The sequence below is a fragment of the Rhodococcus sp. P14 genome, from assembly GCF_000256505.1.
Lineage (GTDB): Bacteria > Actinomycetota > Actinomycetes > Mycobacteriales > Mycobacteriaceae > Rhodococcus > Rhodococcus ruber.
Genome location: NZ_AJFC01000118.1, coordinates 1 through 20270, shown reverse-complemented (window position 1 = coordinate 20270; position 20270 = coordinate 1). Strand labels below are relative to the sequence as shown.

Annotated in this window: 18 protein-coding genes and 2 pseudogenes; 12 read left to right on the top strand and 8 right to left on the bottom strand. The window is 66.8% G+C overall.

What is annotated here, in order from left to right:
* The first annotated feature begins 64 nt into the window (after window positions 1-64).
* Complete coding sequence (locus OEY_RS0108395; RefSeq protein ID WP_010593437.1) at window positions 65-1270, top strand: enhanced intracellular survival protein Eis; 1206 nt, start codon at window positions 65-67, stop codon at window positions 1268-1270.
* 56 nt (window positions 1271-1326) lie between these two features.
* On the opposite strand, the gene OEY_RS0108390 is transcribed toward OEY_RS0108395, so the two are convergent.
* The 5 genes from OEY_RS0108390 to OEY_RS0108370 all read right to left on the bottom strand — a co-directional run bounded on the left by OEY_RS0108390 (window position 1327) and on the right by OEY_RS0108370 (window position 4568).
* Window positions 1327-1542, bottom strand: coding sequence for a hypothetical protein (locus OEY_RS0108390; RefSeq protein ID WP_234420217.1), 216 nt, complete (start codon window positions 1540-1542; stop codon window positions 1327-1329).
* A 100-nt stretch (window positions 1543-1642) separates the two neighbouring features.
* Window positions 1643-2110: a hypothetical protein gene (locus OEY_RS0108385; RefSeq protein ID WP_010593435.1), complete on the bottom strand. Its 468-nt coding sequence runs from the start codon at window positions 2108-2110 to the stop codon at window positions 1643-1645.
* Between the two features lie 19 nt (window positions 2111-2129).
* On the bottom strand, window positions 2130-3272 hold the full coding sequence (locus OEY_RS31450) for a DUF6745 domain-containing protein (protein WP_010593434.1): 1143 nt from the start codon (window positions 3270-3272) through the stop codon (window positions 2130-2132).
* A 239-nt stretch (window positions 3273-3511) separates the two neighbouring features.
* Window positions 3512-3961, bottom strand: a complete 450-nt coding sequence (locus OEY_RS0108375) for a VOC family protein (RefSeq protein ID WP_029539951.1) — start codon at window positions 3959-3961, stop codon at window positions 3512-3514.
* A 79-nt stretch (window positions 3962-4040) separates the two neighbouring features.
* Window positions 4041-4568: a flavin reductase family protein gene (locus OEY_RS0108370; protein ID WP_010593432.1), complete on the bottom strand. Its 528-nt coding sequence runs from the start codon at window positions 4566-4568 to the stop codon at window positions 4041-4043.
* Between the two features lie 246 nt (window positions 4569-4814).
* Between OEY_RS0108370 and OEY_RS0108365 the strand changes: the two genes are divergently transcribed.
* From OEY_RS0108365 to bphC, 6 genes are all read left to right on the top strand, one after another.
* Window positions 4815-5684 (top strand): alpha/beta fold hydrolase, encoded by an 870-nt coding sequence (locus OEY_RS0108365; protein ID WP_010593431.1) that lies wholly within the window; start codon window positions 4815-4817, stop codon window positions 5682-5684.
* A gap of 120 nt (window positions 5685-5804) precedes the next feature.
* On the top strand, window positions 5805-6590 hold the full coding sequence (locus OEY_RS0108360) for a 2-keto-4-pentenoate hydratase (RefSeq protein WP_006935104.1): 786 nt from the start codon (window positions 5805-5807) through the stop codon (window positions 6588-6590).
* An 11-nt stretch (window positions 6591-6601) separates the two neighbouring features.
* Window positions 6602-7504, top strand: coding sequence for an acetaldehyde dehydrogenase (acetylating) (locus OEY_RS0108355; protein WP_010593430.1), 903 nt, complete (start codon window positions 6602-6604; stop codon window positions 7502-7504).
* A 39-nt stretch (window positions 7505-7543) separates the two neighbouring features.
* A complete protein-coding gene (gene dmpG, locus OEY_RS0108350; protein WP_006935112.1) occupies window positions 7544-8566 on the top strand; it encodes a 4-hydroxy-2-oxovalerate aldolase in 1023 nt (340 codons plus the stop codon).
* Between the two features lie 31 nt (window positions 8567-8597).
* Complete coding sequence (locus OEY_RS0108345) at window positions 8598-9776, top strand: acyl-CoA dehydrogenase family protein (RefSeq protein ID WP_010593429.1); 1179 nt, start codon at window positions 8598-8600, stop codon at window positions 9774-9776.
* Window positions 9777-9810: 34 nt separating this feature from the next.
* Window positions 9811-10722, top strand: a complete 912-nt coding sequence (gene bphC / locus OEY_RS0108340; RefSeq protein ID WP_010593428.1) for a biphenyl-2,3-diol 1,2-dioxygenase — start codon at window positions 9811-9813, stop codon at window positions 10720-10722.
* Between the two features lie 488 nt (window positions 10723-11210).
* On the opposite strand, the pseudogene OEY_RS28210 reads toward bphC, so the two are convergent.
* Together OEY_RS28210 and OEY_RS29725 are read right to left on the bottom strand one after the other, a co-directional pair.
* Window positions 11211-11483 (bottom strand): annotated as a pseudogene (locus OEY_RS28210) (dihydrofolate reductase family protein); the annotation flags it as partial.
* Window positions 11484-12089: 606 nt separating this feature from the next.
* A pseudogene (locus tag OEY_RS29725) lies at window positions 12090-12909 on the bottom strand (IS5 family transposase).
* Between the two features lie 255 nt (window positions 12910-13164).
* Between OEY_RS29725 and OEY_RS0108325 the strand changes: the two are divergent.
* A complete protein-coding gene (locus tag OEY_RS0108325; RefSeq protein ID WP_010593424.1) occupies window positions 13165-13728 on the top strand; it encodes a TetR/AcrR family transcriptional regulator in 564 nt (187 codons plus the stop codon).
* A gap of 643 nt (window positions 13729-14371) precedes the next feature.
* Here the strand turns inward: OEY_RS0108325 and OEY_RS0108310 are convergent.
* On the bottom strand, window positions 14372-15232 hold the full coding sequence (locus OEY_RS0108310) for an SDR family NAD(P)-dependent oxidoreductase (protein ID WP_237713734.1): 861 nt from the start codon (window positions 15230-15232) through the stop codon (window positions 14372-14374).
* A 243-nt stretch (window positions 15233-15475) separates the two neighbouring features.
* On the opposite strand from OEY_RS0108310, the gene OEY_RS28200 reads away from it, so the two are divergent.
* The 4 genes from OEY_RS28200 to OEY_RS0108290 form a co-directional block, all read left to right on the top strand.
* The gene (locus tag OEY_RS28200; RefSeq protein WP_010593422.1) at window positions 15476-17134 is read left to right on the top strand and encodes a flavin-containing monooxygenase; all 1659 of its coding nucleotides are present in this window, start codon (window positions 15476-15478) and stop codon (window positions 17132-17134) included.
* A 42-nt stretch (window positions 17135-17176) separates the two neighbouring features.
* Window positions 17177-18082: an alpha/beta hydrolase gene (locus OEY_RS0108300; RefSeq protein WP_010593421.1), complete on the top strand. Its 906-nt coding sequence runs from the start codon at window positions 17177-17179 to the stop codon at window positions 18080-18082.
* A 127-nt stretch (window positions 18083-18209) separates the two neighbouring features.
* The gene (locus OEY_RS0108295; RefSeq protein ID WP_010593420.1) at window positions 18210-19079 is read left to right on the top strand and encodes a mycofactocin-coupled SDR family oxidoreductase; all 870 of its coding nucleotides are present in this window, start codon (window positions 18210-18212) and stop codon (window positions 19077-19079) included.
* 228 nt (window positions 19080-19307) lie between these two features.
* The coding region (locus tag OEY_RS0108290) for an acyl-CoA dehydrogenase family protein (RefSeq protein WP_010593419.1) at window positions 19308-20270 on the top strand (963 nt) is incomplete at its 3' end.

The window sequence follows — 20270 nt, the reverse complement described above, 5'->3', positions numbered from 1 at the left end:
CGCACCGAGCCGAACCGGACAAATCACTCGCGTTCGAGGGGCCGGTTGTGTCAGTCTCTCGGACATGACCGTGCACGACGCCCTCACCATCCGTACCGCCACCGATGACGACTGGCCGGCCCTGGAGCTGCTCGACTCGGTGGCGTTCGGGTATCACCCCATCGATGCCGATCGGACACTGCTTCGTCCGATGTTCCGCACGGAGAACATCGTGGTGGCGACCGAGCGGGGCGCGCCGATCGGTCAGGCGCTGTATCTGGACATGGAGGTCACCGTGCCCGGCGGGCACCAGGTCCCGGCATGTGGCGTCAGCTGGGTTTCGGTCGCTCCCACGCACCGTCGCCGCGGCGTGCTGCGGTCGATGTTCACCGAGCTGCACCGCCGGATGGAGGCGACCGGGGCACCGCTGGCCGCCTTGACCGCCAGCGACGCCGGCATCTACGGGCGTTTCGGATACGGTCCGGCCACCGTCGCCACCGAGGTCACCGTCGATCGGCGCTTCGCCCGCTTCCGCGAGGACGCCCCCGATCCCGGCGGGGTGGTCCTTGCCGACGCTGCGACGGCGGCGGTCCGGTTGCCGGAACTGTACGACCGGTGGCGGCTGTGCACGCCGGGATCGCAGGCCCGTCCGAAAGCCGAGTGGGACTACACTTTTGCCGATCCCGAGGAGCGCCGCGACGGCGCCTCGGCGCTGTTCTTCCTGGTACACCCCGACGGGTACGCCACCTTCCGCCGCAAGGGATCCGACGCCGAGCCGGTCGCGGTGGTCGAGGAGCTGGTCGCGATCACCGACGACGCCCACGCCGCGCTGTGGCGCACCCTGTGCGGACTGGACCTGACCCACCGCATCGAAGCCGTCCAGCATCCCGACGATCCGCTGCGCCTGCTGCTGACCGACTACCGCCTGCCGCGCACGACCGCCCGGGTGGACGAATTGTGGCTGCGGATCATGGACGTGCCGGCCGCGTTGACCGCCCGCGACTATGCCGCCGACCTGGACACCGTGCTGGCGGTCCGTGACCCGTTCCGCAGCGCCGGGGCCACTTTCGCGCTGACGGTCCGCAACGGCCGGGCCCGGTGCGTCCGCACCGACGCGGCGCCGGTGATCACGCTGGACCTGGACGCGCTGTCCGCGTTGTACCTCGGCGCGCACAAGGCCCGCACGTTTGCCGCCGCCGGCCGGGTGGAGGCGCACAGCGCCGGTGACATCGCCGGCCTGGACCGCGCATTCGACGTCGCCCGCCCCGCAACACTGGGCTGGCACTTCTGAATCGAGAGCTGCCCTGTGTCATGTCGACACAGCCTTGTCGACACAGTGTGGGATTCTCATGATCCGGTCGGAATCCTCCGGTTGCGACCTGCACCAGTCGGCAGGCCGGCGACGTCGACGGTGGCCGCCGATGCCGCGGCCAGCCACACCAGCACGAACACTCCCGCCGCCGCCCATGCGGCCACCAGCAGGTCGAACCCTGGCAGACACTGCGTGCCGGTGCGGACGCACTCGCCCCATCCGGCGTCTGCGACCACGCTCCCGGTCACCATCACGATCACCGAGACTACCGCCGCGAGCTCGCCACACCTCCGGACCGCGCGGACCGGCGACGCGTCAGGTCGGCGACGTCGATCGAGCGACGTGTACAGGTCAATCGGCGACCAGTCGCGCCGACCCGTACCGTCCTGCGCCGTGCTCGCGTTGTCGACGGATCACGTAGCAACCCGGAGCGATCCCCGTCGCCCCGTGCTCGGGGTGAAGAAGATACGCCGTCCCGGTGGTCTCGACGATGCCCAGAGCGAGACCCATGGTGTCCCGGACGGGGGTCGTCCACGTGCAGGTGCCCTCGTCGGCGACGAGGGAGTGCGGGTTGCCGCCGGCGGCGCTCCGCAGCAACTCCACTCCCGACCGTGGCACCCGGAGGGAGCGCGCCCACGGTGTGCGTTCGACGGCGGCACCGACCACCGGGTAGGGGATGACGATCAGATCGCCTTGAGCCTGGAGACCACCGGTCACCGGGACGGTGACCTCCCGGTCCAGGTGGTCGAGGACGTCCAACCCGCTGAGAGTCGTGAGATCGGACAGTGTGAGTTCGGACAGTGCGAGTTCGGAATGCATGGGATCACCTTGGTGGAGTTCAGGTTCGGCGAACGAGTTGGGCATAGTCGGTACCGCTGATGCCGTAGGTCCAGCCCGCGGCGTCCAGTGCGGAGGGAACCCAATCGGGGACGTGCAGGCCGTACCGGCGCCGTTGCCCGTCGCGTTCGGCGGAACCGTTGACGACGAGCAGGATCCGGCCGTGCCGACCCCAACCGGTCGGGGATGCATACAGTCCGAGCGTGCATCCCGGGTTTCCCGGATCGTCGGCACGGTCCACGAGTGCGAGCGCAGCCATGTCGATGTACCTGTCCCAGCCGATTCGCTCGATGGCGCATCGGCGGACCTCGATATTGCGCTCGTCGTTGATCCGCTCGACGGTGGGATCGAGGACGACCCAATCGGGAACGATGGTGCCGTGATGCACGAAAACATGGCTGCCGTCCGAGAATTCGAGTGCCGGACGATCGGGGTGGTGTAAGCGGCGTTCGTTGTGGACGCCCTCGGGTGTGGGTTCGGTGTGTAGTGCGGTAGGCCGTTCGGCCATGACGCAGACTCCGCCGAACGCCCACCACCACCCGGTGGCGCGGACCAGTGCGGCCTGAAGATCGAGGAGGTCGTCGTCGCGCGACTCGAAGCTCGCGAGGCCGAAGCGTCGGACCGTGTCGTAGTACGCGACCCGATGTGCCTCCTGTTGCCCGTACCAGGTGACACCGGGAGTCGGGCGCGGCCACAGTGTGCGTATCGCCGTCGCGACACCGACGTACAGAGACGTCCGCAACGAATCCCACACGGCCGCACGAAGGAGCGGGTCCTGCCGCCGAGGTGTGCGGGCGTCCATCCGGTCACGGGACGCGGACCAGAGTGCGGCGATCCCCGCCGAAGGGTGTGCCGGCTTTCCGAAGCGCAGCGGGGGGACCGAGAGGCCTTCGTCGGCAATCGACTGCAGTGCCGCTGGGGGAGAGGGGACCCAGACGAACTCCGGTTCGTCGAATCCCGCTCGTCGGTAGAGCTCTGCGACGGCGGATTCCGCGGCGGGCTGGTCGGAAGGCCTCGTACACAGTCCTTGCGCGAGCCAATGGTCGCGCCGGGCGGACGCGGCGGCGGCAAGGGCGTGCGGATCGGTGATTCCGGTGGACAGGGTGCGGTGCGGAACCGCTGATGAGATCGGCACGGCGCTCACCGGATGGTGGCGGTGGCCGCCTTTCCTGTAGTCATGGTTATCGAGGATGGCACGGGAAGGCTCCGGGCGCAAGCAAGTGTCCTCGCCCGGGCGGCCGAAGGCGGCGAAGTCCGGCGCCTACTTCGCCGGCCGAGCGCGACCGGCGACGATCCTCGTAAGGGGCTGCTGCAGAAGAGCGTTCTCGGACCTTCCGTCGCGCCCACGGCACCGCATCGACACATGACAACGGCGCTCGCGCATCAGCCGATCTGCTCGAACAGCGACACGATGATCCCTTCGGGTCCACGCACGTAGGCCATCCGCACGCTGTTCTCGTACTCGCCGATGCCGCCGATGAGGCCGTACCCCTCCGCAGCCACCGCGTCGACGGCCGCCTGCAGGTCGCCGACCTCGAAGGACACGTTGCGCAGCCCGAGCTCGTTGGCCATCGCCGTAGGCGATCCGGGCGCGTGGTCGGGCGTGACGAAGGTCGCGAGTTCCAACCGGGTCCCTCCGTCGGGCGGCCGCAGCACGGCGATCTCACAGTGCGCGCCGGGGATGCCGCAGACGGTCTCGACGAACTCGCCCTCCACGGATCCGGTGCCCTCGACCTCGAGACCGAGTCCGACGAAGAACGCCGTCACCGAGTCGAGGTCCGCGACGGTGATGCCGATGTGGTCGAAACGTCTCACGTGCGCCCTGGGGTCCATCCTCCGATTGTCGTCGTGCCGATCCCGGGACGGCGACGGTATCGGCGACGGTGATGTCCGTTCCCGGCGACGGACCCGGTCAGGCCACCGGCACCGGGTGGTCGATCCCGAACCGGCCCCGGAAGAACACCATCGGCCGCTCCTCGCACACGGTGTCCAGCTCGAGCACCCGGCCGATGATCACGTCGTGATCGCCGGCGACGTGCACCTCGTGCACCTCGGCGTGCACGCGCATCAGCACGTCCGGCAGTGTCGGCGTCCCCCACCGGGAGACCTCCCAGTCGAGTTCCTCGTACCTGCGGCCCCGGCTCGAGCCGAACCGCGCGCACAGGTCGGACTGGTCCTCGCGGAGCACGTTGACGCAGAAGCGCCCCGCGGCCCGGATGCGCGGCCACGCGCGGCCCCGGTGATCGGCGCAGATGAGGATCAGCGGCGGCTCCAGGGACACCGAGGCGAACGACTGGCACGCGAACCCCACCGGGCCCGCGTCGTCCAGTCCCGTCACCACGGTGACCCCGGTGGCGAACTGTCCCATCACCCGGCGCATCTCCTCCGGATCGGGCGCAGCGACGGTCGATCGTGCGAGTGTCGTCGTCTCGAGGGGCATGAGTCCACCTCCGGTTGTGGGGACGGATCGGCGTGCATACGCCGTGGTCGATGCGACCGACGCTAGGGCAGGCCCGGCGTGCCCCCCATCGGGGTCCCGCTGAGCGGAAGCGGCCGCGCGCGCCGCCTCGGCGGGCCGGGCGATCTCGCTGAACGGGATGGTGTATGGCCGCTGCGGGCCACGGCTGGCAGCCTGCGGTTCGTATGGGCGGTGTGCCCGGCACCACGGCGACGAACAGGGACGACGATGACGGATGTGAGCTACGAGGGGACCCTGAAGGAACTCTCCACCGACCAGGGTGTGTTGCGCTACCACGAGGCCGGCGACGGCCCGCCGCTGCTCCTGCTGCACGGCTCCGGCCCGGGGGTGACCGGTTGGCGCAACTACCGCGGCGTCCTCGCCGACTTCGCGCGGCACTTCCGCTGCCTGGTGCTCGAGTTCCCCGGCTTCGGCGTGAGCGATCCCGGCGACGGCCACCCCATGGTGATGGCCCAGGGAGCCGTCGGCACCTTCCTCGACGGCCTCGGCCTCGGGGCCGTGGACATGATCGGCAACTCCATGGGCGGGATCGTCGCCACCAAGGTCGCCATCGACGAGCCGCACCGGGTGCGCAAACTCGTCACCATCGGCGGCATGGGAAAGAACGTCTTCGCGCCGGGGCCGGGCGAGGGCATCAAGCTGCTGATGGAATTCACCGACAATCCCACGCGCGAGGGGCTCGTCCGCTGGCTCCACTCCATGGTCTACGACCCGGCCGTCGTCACCGAACAGCTGATCGAGGAGCGCTGGGCGCTGGCGACCGAGCCGAAGACGCTCGAGATCGCCCGCCGGATGTACAGCTCCCAGGCGTTCGAGGCCGGCGCCGCGGCCGCCGCGGCGTCGAACGCGACCCCGTACTGGGCGCAGCTGCACAAGATCAAGGCCCCCACCCTGCTGACGTGGGGCCGCGACGACCGGGTCAGCCCCGTCGACATGGCGATGCTGCCCATGCGCGACATCCCGAACAGCGAGCTGCACACCTTCCCGAAGTGCGGGCACTGGACGATGATCGAGGCCCGCGACGCGTGGCTCTCGGCCGTCCTCGCCTTCCTGCTGCGCGACGAGCGGCGGACCTAGCCCACGGTCCCGCTGAGCGGGAGAGCTTTTGCCCTCCCACCTGCGCATATGTCACCTTTCGAGTCAGTCGATCGGCGCGGAGAAGAAGCGCGGATCCTTCACCAGTTCCAGGAGTGCACGATGCTCGACGGTTCGCAGCGAATCGCCGCCGCCGATCTCTTGTGGGCCGCCGAGCGAGACCGCGCCCCGATCGGTCCGCTGACGGAGACGTTCCCCGAGATCGACGTGGTGGACTCGTACGAGATCCAGCTGATCAACATCCGCCGGCGGCTCGAGGCCGGCGCCACGGTGTACGGCCACAAGGTCGGGCTCTCGTCCGAGGTCATGCAGAAGATGATGGGCGTCGACGAACCCGACTACGGGCACCTGCTCTCGACCATGGTGTACTCCGAGGACGAGCCGATCGACACCGCGCAGTTCTGCTACCCGCGCATCGAGGTCGAGATCGGCTACGTCCTCGGCGAGACGCTGCCCGGCGCGGACTGCACCGAGGAGGACGTGCTCCGGGCCACCGAATACATCGTTCCCAGCATCGAACTCATCGACTCCCGGATCGAGGACTGGCGCATCGGCCTCGCCGACACGATCGCCGACAACGCCTCCTCGGCGGGCGTGATCCTCGGTGCCGGCCGCATCGCGCCGGACCGGGTCGACATCGGCGGTATCGCCGCGGTGCTGTACCAGGGCGACGAGGAGATCGCGCGCGGTGCGGCGGCCGCCGTGCTCGGCGACCCGACCCGTGCCGTGGCGTGGCTGGCCCGCAAGGTTGCCGGCTTCGGGGTGCGGCTCGAGGCCGGGCACGTGATCCTGCCCGGCTCGTGCACCCGCGCGATCGACGCCCGGCCGGGCGACACCTTCCGGGCCGAGTTCAGTGATATCGGCTCTGTCTCAGTCGAATTCAAGTGAGGAACAGACCAGTGACCAAGGCTACCGCCGCGATCGTCGGGCCCGGCAACATCGGCACCGACCTGATGTACAAACTGCTGCGCTCGGACGTCATCGAGCCGCGCTGGATGATCGGCGTCGACCCCGCCAGCGAGGGGCTCACCCGGGCGGCCGCCGAGGGTCTGGTCGCGAGCCACGAGGGCGTGGACTGGCTGCTCGCCCAGGACGAGCGCCCCGACGTGATCTTCGAGGCCACCTCGGCCTACGTGCACCGGGCGAATGCGCCCCGCTACGCCGAGCTCGGCATCCAGGTCGTCGACCTCACCCCGGCCGCCCTCGGACCCGCCGTCGTGCCCGCCGTGAACATGGGGGAGCACGAGGACGCACCGAACGTTAACCTCATCACCTGCGGCGGCCAGGCCACGATCCCGATGGTGCACGCCGTCTCCCGCGTCACCGAGGTGGAGTACGCCGAGATCGTCGCGAGCGTCGCTTCGCCGTCGGCCGGTCCCGGAACCCGCGCCAACATCGACGAGTTCACCATCACCACCAGCCGCGGCATCGAGACGATCGGCGGTGCCCGAACGGGCAAGGCCATCATCGTTCTCAACCCCGCCGAACCGCCGATGCTCATGCGCGACACCGTGTTCTGCTCGATCCCCGAGGATGCCGACCGGGACGCGATCGCCGCGTCGATCCACGACGTGGCCGCGACCGTGCAGGGCTACGTTCCCGGTTACCGGCTGCGTGCCGAGCCGCAGTTCGACGATCCCACCCCGATGAGCGGCGGGCGCGCCCGGGTCGCGATCTTCCTCGAGGTCGAGGGCGCCGGCGACTTCCTGCCGCCGTACTCGGGCAATCTCGACATCATGACCGCGGCCGCCACCAAGGTGGGCGAGAGCTTCGCGGCCAAGCTGCTCGCCGCCCGCGTGTAGACCCCCACCGCAGACCGTACTTTCGAAGGAACACAGTCGATGCCCTACAGCGCAGATCTCGACATCCGGATCACGGACTCCTCGTTGCGTGACGGCTCCCACGCCAAGCGTCACCAGTTCACCGTCGAGGACGTGCGCTCCATCGTCGGTGCGCTCGACGATGCCGGCGTGCCCGTCATCGAGGTCACCCACGGCGACGGCCTCGGCGGCTCGTCGTTCAACTACGGCTTCAGCCGCACCCCGGAGCAGGAGCTCATCAAGGCCGCCGTCGAGACGGCGAGGCAGGCGAAGATCGCGTTCCTGATGCTCCCGGGGCTCGGGGTGCGCTCGGACATCCGGGAGGCCGCCGACAACGGTGCCGCGATCTGCCGGATCGCCACGCACTGCACCGAGGCCGACATCTCCGCCCAGCACTTCGGTCTCGCCCGGGAACTCGGCCTCGAGACCGTCGGATTCCTGATGATGTCGCACAGTCAGCCGCCCGAGGTGCTCGCGAAGCAGGCCCGCATCATGGCCGACGCCGGCTGCCAGTGCGTGTACGTCGTCGACTCGGCCGGCGCCCTCGTCCTCGAGGGGGTCTCGGACCGGGTCGCGGCTCTGGTCGCCGAGCTGGGCGACGACGCCCAGGTCGGATTCCACGGCCACGAGAACATGGGCCTCGGCGTGGCCAATTCGGTGCTCGCCGTGCGGGCCGGGGCCCTGCAGATCGACGGGTCCACCCGCCGGTTCGGCGCCGGTGCGGGCAACACCCCGGTCGAGGCGTTCGTCGCCGTGGCCGAAAAGCTCGGTATCCGAACGGGTATCGACACCCTGAAGATCATCGACGCCGCCGAGGACGTCGTCCGGCCGGTCATGGACGGCGAGTGCCTCCTCGACCGGCTGTCGCTGACGATGGGCTACGCCGGTGTGTACTCGAGCTTCCTCAAGCACGCCGCCGCCCACGCCGAGCGGTACGGGGTCTCCGGTGCGGAGATCCTCATCGAGGCCGGCCGGCGCAACCTCGTCGGTGGCCAGGAAGACCAGCTGATCGAGATCGCCGTCGGTCTCGCCGCCCAGAAGTAGACCCCCGGGTCTTGAGAGAGAGCTGACAGTCATGGGCCAGGTTTTGGACAACATCATCCAGTACGCGGACGAGATCCGCGCCGAGGGCGCCGAGGGCGACAAGCTCATGCGCCTGACGGACAACAACGCCAAGCGGCTGCGCGACGCCGGTGTCATCCGCATGCTGCAGCCGAAGGAGCACGGCGGCCTCGAGGTCCACCCGCGCGAGTTCGCCGAGACCGCGATGGCGATCGGCGCGATGGACGGCGCCACCGGTTGGGTCGCCGGCATCGTCGGCGTGCATCCGTGGGAACTCACGTTCTTCGATCCCAAGGCGCAGGACGAGATCTGGGGCGGGGATCCCGACATGTGGATGGCCTCCCCGTACGCCCCGATGGGCGTCGCGGTTCCGGTCGACGGCGGCTACGTCCTCAACGGCCGCTGGTCGTTCTCCTCCGGCACCGACCACTGCGGCTGGATCATGATCGGCGCCGCAGTGGGCGACAAGGACGGCAACCGGCTGAACCCGCCGCAGGTCCTGCATGTGCTGCTGCCGCGCTCGGACTACGACATCGACCAGGACAGCTGGAACGTCGTGGGCCTGCGCGGCACCGGCTCGAAGGACCTGATCGTCGAGGACGCCTTCATCCCTGCCTACCGCACCCTCGACGCCGACATCGTCCTCGGCGGCAACGGGTGGCGTCACGCGGGCCGGGACGAAACCCTCTACAAGTTCCCGTTCTCGTGCATCTTCCCGCTGGGCATCACCTCGTCGCTCATCGGCATGGCCGAGGGCGCGCTCGCGTGCTACATCGCGGCCCAGAAGGAGCGCGTCGCGGTCACCGGCGTCCCGATCAAGGAGGACCCGTACGTCCTCTACGCCCTGGGTGAGGCGGCCGCCGAGATTGCCGCGTCGCGCGCGGCGATCCTCGAGACCGTCGACCGTTTCTGGGACAAGACGGACAAGGGCCAGGAGGTCACGTTCGAGGAGCGCGCGATCGGCCGCCGCACCCAGACCGCCGCCGCGTGGCGGGCCGTGCGCGCCGTCGACGAGATCTTTGCCCGCTCCGGCGGCGGCGCGATGCACCTGAAGTTCCCGATGCAGCGCTTCTGGCGCGACGCGCACGTCGGCCTGTCGCACGCGATCCACGTCCCCGGCTCGATCTTCCACGCGTCTTCGCTGACCCAGCTCGGCGGCGAGCCGCAGGGCGTCCTCCGCTCGATGATCTAGCCTGCCCCGCCGACCTTTTCAGGATGGAAGACAAATGACGGACATTCGAGCACTCGGATACCTCCGGATCCAGACCACCGACGTCGCGCGCTGGCGCGAACTCGTCGTCGACGGACTCGGCATGGCCGTAGGCTCCGGCCCGGAGCCGGACGGCCTCTACCTGCGGGTGGACGAGCGGCGCGCACGCCTTATCGTCCTGCCCGGCGAATCGGACAGGGCGCTCGCGGTCGGCTGGGAGGTGCGGGATCAGTTCGCACTCCAGCGTGTCCGGGAGACCGTGGAGAAGGCGGGCATCACCGTCGACGTCCTCTCGCAGGAGGAGTGCGACTACCGCGATGCCGAGCAGGTCATCGCGTTCGACGACCCGATCGGCACCCGCGTCGAGGTGTTCTTCGGTCCGGTGCTCGATCACAGCCCGGTGGTGACTCCGCACGGTGGCCGGTGGGTCACCGGCGAACAGGGGCTCGGCCATGTCGTGCTGCCCGCCACCGATTTCGATGCGGCGTACGCGTTCTACACCGAGGTGCTCGGTTTCCTGCCGCGTGGCGCGATCCGCCTCCAGGCACCCGGACCGGCGCGGCGCGTGCGCTTCCTCGGAGTGAACCAGCGCCACCACAGCCTGGCCCTGTGCCCGGCGCCGCCGACCGAGGAGCCCGGCCTCGTGCACCTGATGACGGAGGTCGACACCCTCGACGCCGTCGGGCAGGCGCTCGACCGTGTGCGCAAGCTCGGCTTCTCCATCTCCTCGACGCTGGGCCGGCACACGAACGACAAGATGGTGTCGTTCTACGTTCGCGCGCCGGGCGGGTGGGATCTCGAGTTCGGCACCGAGGGGATGCTCGTCGACGAAACCTATTACACGGCCGAGGAGATCACCGCCGACAGCTATTGGGGCCACGACTGGTCCGAGTCCGAGCCGTTGGCGGCGTTCAGCCCGAAGTCCTAGCTCGCAGAGGGAACACGACGAAGGCCCGGCCGGGGATCACCGGCCCAGCTTACGTGCTTCTCGCCCCCGGGAGTCGTGCTCCGTGGTCCGCCGGCGCGTGGATCAGGCGGGGCGCGAGCGGTCATGTCCGGTGGAGGAGAGAGCCCCGGAGCGCACACGGAAGGGGATGGATCGAAGGCCGGGTTCTGCGTCTCGCTGGTCGGACACGTCGAGGAGCGTGCTGTCTACTCACGTGGGGATCTGTGCGGGACAGCGTGCGAGATTCGGCGGCGGCCGGAGGTGGGCGATCAATCCGACGGTCCGAGCACTCGATCTCGGTGACGCGGCGGGGTGGCGGGTGGTGCGCGCACTGCCGCAGCGGTGGTGATGTACATGTTCGAGGTCGCCGCCGACGGCGCGGCCCGCGGTGATGGGCCGGTTCAGTTGCGGCACAACCTGGCCCGGGTGCTGTCCACCACCGCCGCGCAGGTGCCCGACGAGCTGGTGCGCACGTACTGGGGGGCGCGGTTGAAGAGCGTGGCGATCGCGTTGTCCGCGCCGCCGTCCTGGTGCGGCCAGTAGGCGGCGAAGATGTCGCAGGTCCGGCGGCCGAGCAACAGGGCGTCGGGGCCTTCGTAGGCGGCCCCGATCTGCTCGCCGGTGACCTCGTCGAGGAGGGGTGCCTGCCATCCGCCGAACGGGAATCCTTCCGGGTCTTCGTCGGGGCCGCCGGGTGCCTGTCCCACGAGGTCGAGGGTGGTGAACAGTTCGATATGGATCAGAGCCTAGATGCGTGTCGTTTGGCGTTGCCGAGTGCTCTTCTGCGGCGCAGGCGACGTCACAGAGGTCGGCCAACGCTTCGGTGACAGCGACAATGGGCCCTACCGGCGTAATCGGCGCTCCGGATCTGTCGACGGCGAGATCGTCTCGTTGAGCGTGGTCGCGATAGCCGCGGTCGATGTCGAGTGCCTTGCGTTGGAGGGCGATGAGCAGGTCGTAGACCGAGTCGACGGCCGGGTCGAGTGTGTTGTCGGGGCCAAGCACGGACGGAATGCATCCTTCGGCCGGATGCGCCGGTCAGGTGCGGTACGCGTGGGCTCGGTGGTCGCTCTGATAACGGAGATGGCGTGGTCAGGGTCGTCGATGCGAACCAGGCTCCGGCAGTCGCCGCGGCCGGCGCTTCGCGGAGAACAACGAGTTCCATTGTGCTCCAGCGCAATGCGTGAGAGCGTGCCCCTGTACATCACCGACCAATCAAGGCGCTGAGGATCAGGCTGGAGTTACAGCGGAATGATGGTCAAGTGCGAGCGAGCCCATCGCACGGCCAGGTTACCGTCGGTGCTCGTCTCAGCCATCCCGCAATGTGCCCGGCTTGTTCAGGGGGCATCTCACTTGGCGACCTTCTTCGAGCAGGTCAGCGCAGCAGCGAGTTGCGGGAAGCCGGCGAAGTGCTCACCGTGGCGTTCGTAGCGGCTTGTCAGTCGTCGGTAGCCGGTCAGCCAGGCCAGGGTACGTTCGATCTTCCATCGATACCGGCCCAGGCGCTCGCTGCTGTCGACGCCGCGCCGAGCGATCCGCGGGACGATGCCCCGTGCGCGCAGCCACCGGCGGTGCACGCGGTCGTCGTAGCCCTTGTCCGCCCGCAGCCGACCGGGTCGGCGGCGTGGCCCGCGACGCGAGCGCACCGCCTCCGATGGCGGTGACCGTGGGTTGCAGCATGACGCTGTCGTAGGTGTTCGCCCAGTTCACCGCGGTCATGGGCGGGATGCCGTCGGCGTCGGAGAGGATGTGGACCTTCGAGCCGTTCTTGCCGCGGTCGACCGGACTGGGACCGGTCAGAGAGCCCTTTTTCGCTCGGACGTGCGCTGCGTCCAGGATCGCCGTGGACCAGTCCAGACCCCCGCCGGCGCCGAGTCGGTCGAGAACCTGCCGGCGCAGCTGGTCGAAGACCCCGCCTGGTCCAGGTTGCGAAACGCCGATGGGCGGTCGGGACGCTGACCCGAACGAGGGCGGCAGGTGCCCCCAGGCGCAACCGCTGGGGAGCACGTAGACGATTGCGGTGAACACCGCCTGATCGTCGAGCGCCGCCTGACCACCGCACTGCGGCCGGACCCGGAACCCGGGCAGCAACGGTTCGACGATCTCCCACAATGTATCCGCATCAACCGGGAAGGCAACGCATCGACCACGACATGCATCATGCCGCACAGGCGATCCATCCATAAGAGACACGCTCTTGGTCTGCAATTGTCCGATACGTGCTGTACTCCGAGATGGGCGAGGCGTCATCGACCACGTGAGGGAGGATAGCCCTGGCGGGCTTTGGTATGCGAACCTGATAGCATGGTCAATACCTCGTTGCCTAACTCGTCGCCTACGGATACCGCGCGGTCCGTTCTTCCGCGGGACTCTCCGTCCGCCCAGCCCACGACGGCCAGAGGAAGGCGAACCCGTAACGCATTAGTGCATGCTGCCCGAGAGGTCTTCGAGGAGCAGGGTTTCCACGAAACCAAAATCGCCGACATCCCGCGGCGAGCGAACGTGTCGCACGGGACCTTCTACACCTACTTCGATTCGAAGCATTCGATCTTCCGCGAGGTCGTCAATGCCGCGATGGGTGACCTATTCCAGGCCACACGCTCGGGCCTGGGCAGTAGCGGATCACCAGTGGAACGTATCCGAACCGCGAACAGGCGCTACTTCGCGGCCTACGCCCGCAACGCCGGTGTCCTACGAGCCATCGAAGAGGCCTCATTTCGCGATCCCTACTTTCACGACCTACTGGCACAGATCCGGGCTGTGTTCGTGGACCGAATCGCAATCGGCGTCCAACGCCTACAGGATCAGGGGTTGGCGGACCCTAAGCTCGACTCCAAAAGGGCAGCGACGATCCTTGGCGGCATGGCCGAGCAGGCCGCGCGCCACGCCTTCCTCTTCGGCGAGACGTTCGAAGAGGATGTCACTGTCGATACTCTGACACGCCTGTGGGCGCGTGGCATCGGCCTCGACCCTGACGCCGACGAATGATCTTGTTCGTTCAGAAGCTGGTCTTCTGCAGGCGGAGGGACTGCGCACACGGTCGCGTGTGAGTCTCGACCGCAGTTTCCTCATCGTGGTCAACTCCGTGAACGAACCACAACATGCTGAAGTACTCCACCATGCCGCCCAGTATGGTTACGGCAACCGCGGGAGCCAGGTTCGGATCCGCTAGGCCACGCTCCTGGAGCCGCCGAGTTCCTTCCTCATTGCGCTTCAGGAACGGCTCCCGAATCTGCAGCTGAGCTCGCGAAGATGGGGATCCCGGACCGCCACTTCTTCGATCACGGCGAGAGTACGTGCGTTGCGCCGCACGGCCGCGAGATCCCGACGGTTCGCACCGTCGATGCGATCCCATGGGTGGGCGGGACCTTGGAACGCCGGCCGTGACGCCGCGAGCATTTCACGAAGTCTCCGCCCGCACTGCGATGTCCTGGATTTTCGCGTCGCGAAAGCCCATCTCCTCGAACACCTCGTGCGCGGCGTGATCAGAGCTGAGGGTGCGCGTCGACCTCGAGCGGTCATAGGACCGATCTCCGGAACCGTGAGAAGGCTTCTTCCTGAGCCAGGATCGGACGCGGGTGCCATACCTGCGGACCGTGCCATAGATCCTCCTCAGGTCACCTGTCGTTCGTCATTCATCAGAGGTGGGATGTGCGAGCGAGTTCATGGTCTTCAGCCACCGATCGGTGTCAGTTGCCCGATTCACGTAAAAGCGATGCACATCGGGATGAGGGAGGATGAGGAATCGGTCGTCCAAGATGGCGTCGTACACCTCCTCAGCCACCTCAGTGGGGCTCAAAGTGCCTGTGCGTTCCGCAATCTCGGTCAGAGCACCCATCCCCCCGAGCATCCTCGTCCGCACAGCTTGGGGGCAGATTGCCTGGACAACGATGCCGCGGTCGCGGTATGTCATGGACAGCCACTCGGCAAAGGCGACCGCAGCGTGCTTCGACGCAGCATAAGGTGCCGCACCGGGCATGCTGAGCAATCCCGCCGCGGACGCCGTGATGATGAACCGTCCTCCCCCTTGCTCCAGCCATACCGGCACGAGCAGGCGGGCAGCACGAACGTGCGCCATCAAGTTGACCTCGAGGGCGAGTCGCCAGGCCTCCTCCGAAGCGCTCACGTCGCCGATGCCGGGAACTCCTGCGTTCGCAATATAGACATCGACTCGACCGTAAGCCTCTGTCGCCCCGGCTATCAGAGCGGTGACACCGTCTTCTGTCGCACAGTCGGCTATCACCGCAGTGCCGCCGACCTCGTTCGCGACATTCCTCGCGCCCGCATGGTCGACGTCGTTGACTGTGATATTGGCTCCTGCGGCCGAGAATCTCACCGCCAATGCGTGGCCGATTCCGCCTGCGGCACCCGTGATGACGACGGACTTCCCCGACACACCAGCCGAGCTGGGCGTTATGGACATAAGCGCTACCTTCGATGACCTGGTATTCGTGATCCCGTACGTGTCAAGACAACACTGGAGTCGACTCATAAGTCAATAGTCCAACCTCATCAAGAACGGGGGTTTCGGACCATTCATGCAGGTACTAAGCGTATGTGATCGTCTCCCTCAATCCGATGCGCGTATGACTCTTGACACACTAGTCAACTTCGTGATGGTATGTGACCGTCATCACCGAGCGTGAGTGGGCTGCCGATCCGAGTTAGGCCGGTGATGCCCCATCTATCAGTTGCCAGCGCCTTCACGTGCGCGGCGGAACAGGAGCAGCGCGCTATGACTGTGACCAACGGGACGGGGACCCAAGCCTCCGCGAACAGCGCTGGTGCGCCGTCTCGCGCCGAGGTAACGGTCGACACCGTCGTCGTCGGGGCGGGGTTCGGCGGCCTCCGCGCACTGCATGAGATGCGCGAACTCGGCCTCTCGGCGATCGTCCTCGAAGCGGCGGGCGACGTGGGTGGCACATGGTTCTGGAACCGTTACCCCGGAGCTCGCACCGACAGCGAGAGCTGGGTGTACGCGTTCCCGTTTCCTGAAATCCAGGACGAGTGGGACTGGACCGAGCGATTCCCGACCCAGTCCGAGGCACTCGCCTACCTGAACTTCGTCGCGGACCGCCTAGAGATGCGGCCCGACATCCGCTTCAACACCCGGGTCACCTCGGCCGAGTACGACGAGCAGGACACCGTGTGGACAGTACGCACGGAGTCCGGCGACATCATCCGGTGTACGTACTTCGTCCCGGCCGCCGGCCCGCTGTCCGTGCCGTATAAGCCGGACTTCCCCGGATTGGACGATTTTCGCGGCAAATGGTACCTGACCGGGCGATGGCCGCACGAAGGCGTCGACTTCGCCGGCAAAAGGGTCGCGGTTGTCGGAACTGGCGCCACTGCCGTGCAGATCATCCCGATCATCGCTCACACCAGCGCCGAGGTGACCGTGTTCCAGCGAACGCCGAACTTCGTTCTCCCCGCTCGCAACTACACACTTACCGACGAAGAGCGGCAGGGCATTCGGGCGAACTACGACAGCATCTGGAAGAAGAGCCGACAGCACTTCTTCGGTTTTCCGATGGATCTCGCCGGACGGACAATCCATGACGTCACCCCTGAGGAGGCTCAGAGGATCCTCGAGTGGGGATGGGAGATCGGCGGTTTCCACTTCATCTTCGAGACCTTCGATGACATTCTGGTGGATTCGAAATCGAACGAGGTGGTCGCAAACTTCGTCCGTGACAAGATCCGTTCCATCGTCAAAGACCCCGAGACAGCCGAGCTGCTCTGCCCAAAGGGCTACCCAATCGCGGGCAAACGCCCTCCGCTCGGCCACTTCTACTACGAAACCTTCAATCGCGACAACGTTCACCTCGTGGACGTAAGCGAAACGCCGATCAACACAATCACGGAGAAGGGCATCACGGTCGGAGACCACGAGTACGAGGTCGACATCATCGTCTTCGCTACCGGGTTTGACGCCGTCACAGGCAGCTATCGCGGTCTAGACATCCGTGGCCGCGACGGTGTGCGCCTGGCCGACGCCTGGACTCACGGTCCCCGCACCCAGCTGGGGATCGGTGTCGAAGGATTCCCGAACATGTTCATGATCGGCGGACCGCAGACTCCGTTCGCGAACATTCCGGTGGTCATCGACGGTGTTGCCGAATGGATCGGTGACGCAATCAGGTTCATGCGTGACAAGGGCGTTGCAACCATGGAGCCAACCGCGGAATCGGTCGAGGTCTGGCGGCAGACCGTCAGCGCTATCGTCGACGCCACCGTCCTGTCGGAGGGACCGCACTCGTGGTTCCTCGGTGACAACATCCCCGGCAAGCCAAGGGCGCCGCTGTTCTACTTCGGCGGGGTAGGCGCCTTCCGCGAGGCATGTCAGCAGGTCGCTGTCGGCGGCTACGACTCGTTCATCCTCAACCCCGCCTGACTGCGGCTACTCGCCGTTCCGAACTCGATCGAAGGAGACCCCATGGGAATCGCTCAGCCCAACGCACTGTACGAGCTCTACAGCCAGATGGCGGTCCGGATGGCCGCTGAGCCCCCGATGGACCTTCCCGCTCTGCGGGACATGCTCGAGGGACTGGCTACACTGGCGGCCGAGCCGACCGAAGTCACGTACGAGGACGTCGATGCCGGCGGAGTGCACGCCATCCTGATCACACCTGCGGGCGCTCGTACCGACCGCGTAATCGTTTACGCGCACGGCGGGGGATGTGTGACCGGTTCATCCGCCAGCCACCGCAAGATGGCTGCGCACCTGGCCAAGGCCACCGGTACCCGAGCAGTTGTACCGGACTTCAGGCTCGCACCCGAGAACCCGTTCCCCGCACAGATCGAGGATCTGGTCACCGTGCATCGGTGGCTTCGCGACCAGGGGTATGCCCCGGAGGCGACCGCGGTGGCGGGGGACTCGGCCGGTGGCAACCTTTCGATCAGTACGGTGCTTGAGCTCCGTGAGCTCGGGGAGCCACTGCCCGCGGCGATCGTCGCGTTCTCGCCCTGGCTCGACCTGGAAGTCGCCGGTGAGACGATGAAGTCCAACGCCGACAGTGACGCTCTGATTTCGCCTGAAGTCAGCGGGATGATGGCCGGCCTCTACCTGGGCGAGACTGCCGCAACAAACGCCTTGGCAAACCCCCTTTATGCCGACCTCACCGGCCTACCGCCTCTCTACGCCTCCGCAGGCGATGCGGAGACCCTGATGGACAATGCCCAGCGCATCGTCGACCAGGCGCGCGCAGCAGGTGTCGAGACAACGCTGGAGCTGCAGCCCGGGCAACAGCACGTCTACGTCTTCATGGCCGGCCGGTCCAAGGAGGCCGACGAGACCATCGCCAACGCCGGGGAATGGTTGAAGGCCCGGTTTGGCCGCTGACCAGCCCGGACTGACTCCTGCGTAACCAGCCCGGACTGACCTCCTGCATAACCGGTTGGAGGCAGGGCTGGACGCTGTACCAGTGCGTGTCCAAGATCAAGACCTCAATATCAAGGAGCAGAGACACATGGGCAGAATGGATGGCAAGGTCGCGCTGATCACCGGCGCCGGCCGAGGGCAGGGGCGCGCCCACGCGATTCGCCTCGCCGAGGAGGGAGCGGACATTGTCGCGCTCGACTGTCCGGCGCAGGGTGCGATCCCGTACCAGCTCGCCACCGAGGCCGACCTCCAGGAGACCGTCAAGCAGGTCGAAGCGCTGGATCGCCGCATCATCGCTGTTCCCGGCGACGTCCGGAAGCAGTCGGACCTCGACTCCGCCGTAGAGCGCGGCATCACAGAGTTCGGCCACATCGACACCGTAGTCGCGAACGCCGCGGCCTGGACCGTCGGCCCCTTCTGGGAGATTCCCGAGGAGGAGTGGAAAGACGTCCTCGACATCGACGTGCAAGGAGTGGTCCGCACGATCCGCGCAGTCACCCCGCACATGATCGAGCGCGGCACGGGGTCGTTGATCGTTGTTTCGTCGGTCAACGGCAAGGAGGCCGGGGCCAACTACGCGCACTATGTCACGGCCAAACACGGCGTGCTTGGGTTCATGAAAGCTGCTGCCCTCGAGCTAGGTCCGTATGGGATCCGGTGTAACGCGATCCTGCCCGGTGTAGTCCGGACTCCGATCCTGGACTGGCAAGGCGGTTGGGATCTAATGGCGGGCGGGCCCGGACTCGGTAACCCGGACAGCATGGAGTTCGGCGGAAAAGCGTACGCCCTGCTCAAGGACGTAGGCATGCTACCCCCGTCCGCGATCAGCGAAGGCGTTCTTTGGCTGGCCTCCGACGAGGCCAAGTGGGTCACCGGTCACGAGCTCGTCATCGATGCCGGCCACATGATGCTGCCCGGCTTGAACATGGCGAACATCGCGGCCATGACCGCGGAGTAACCAGCAGCCCCGGACGTTCCATCGCCGGGGATCTGCACGCCATCTTGGTGACGCCCGCCGACGGTCCAAAAGACGACGGGGGTGATCGCCAACCGAGAGCAGCATGGCTCGATGCCGAACCTTGCCGTTCTCGAGAGGTCCCGGCGCAGCGCACTTGTTGCGCTGGGACCTCGTACCAGTGGGCCATTCCCTTTTCATCGAGCCCTCGACAACCACTAGGAAACCTTGATGCGATTCACGAGTGAACACCACGCATTCCGGAAAATGGTTCGCGACGTCGTCGACCGAGAGGTCGTTCCCCACCTCGACAAGTGGGAGCAAGCAGGCACCTTCCCGGCGCACGAGCTGTTTCCCAAGCTCGGTGAGCTCGGCTTGCTGGGGCTCGAGTACGACCCCGAGTACGGCGGTCAAGGTGCCGATCACTCCTTCACTGTGATCTTGTGTGAGGAGCTCTACCGTGCCGGCGCAGCTGGGGTTCCCCTGGCTATCGGAGTGCAGAGCATGATGGCCACACCATCGCTCGCTGAGTTCGGTACCGACGACCTCAAGCGGCGGTATCTCGCGCCGGCAATCGCTGGCACTCAGGTCTGTTCGATCGCAGTTTCCGAGACCGGAGCGGGGTCCGATGTCGCCGGCATCCGAACTCGTGCTGCACGCGATGGGGACCAGTGGGTCATCAACGGCAGCAAGATGTACATCACCAACGGGACCCAAGCCGACTGGCTGTGCCTGCTCGCTCGCACCTCCGATGAGGGCGGTTACCGCGGCATGAGCCAGATAATTGTCGAGACGAAATCGCCTGGCTTCTCCGTCTCCCGGAAGCTGGACAAGCTGGGGAATCGTTCATCTGACACTGCTGAGCTTTATTTCGAGAATGTCCGCGTACCGGTGGCTAACACGATTGGCGAGATCGGTCGCGGATTCCAGCAGCAGATGGCGCAATTTGTGATTGAGCGGATGTTCGGCGCCTACGGTGTGGTGGGCGCCTGCAGGTGGGCACTGGAGCGAACCCACGAATACGTCAAACTACGGCAAGCATTCGGGAAGTCGCTCGCAGACAATCAGTACCTCGCTTACCGCTTGGCTGAGCTCTCCGCCAAGGTTGACCTGCTGCAGTCGCACAACTATCAGACGGCGGAGGCTTACCAGTCCGGAGAGGACATCGAGGTTTTCTCAGTAACGGCCTGCATG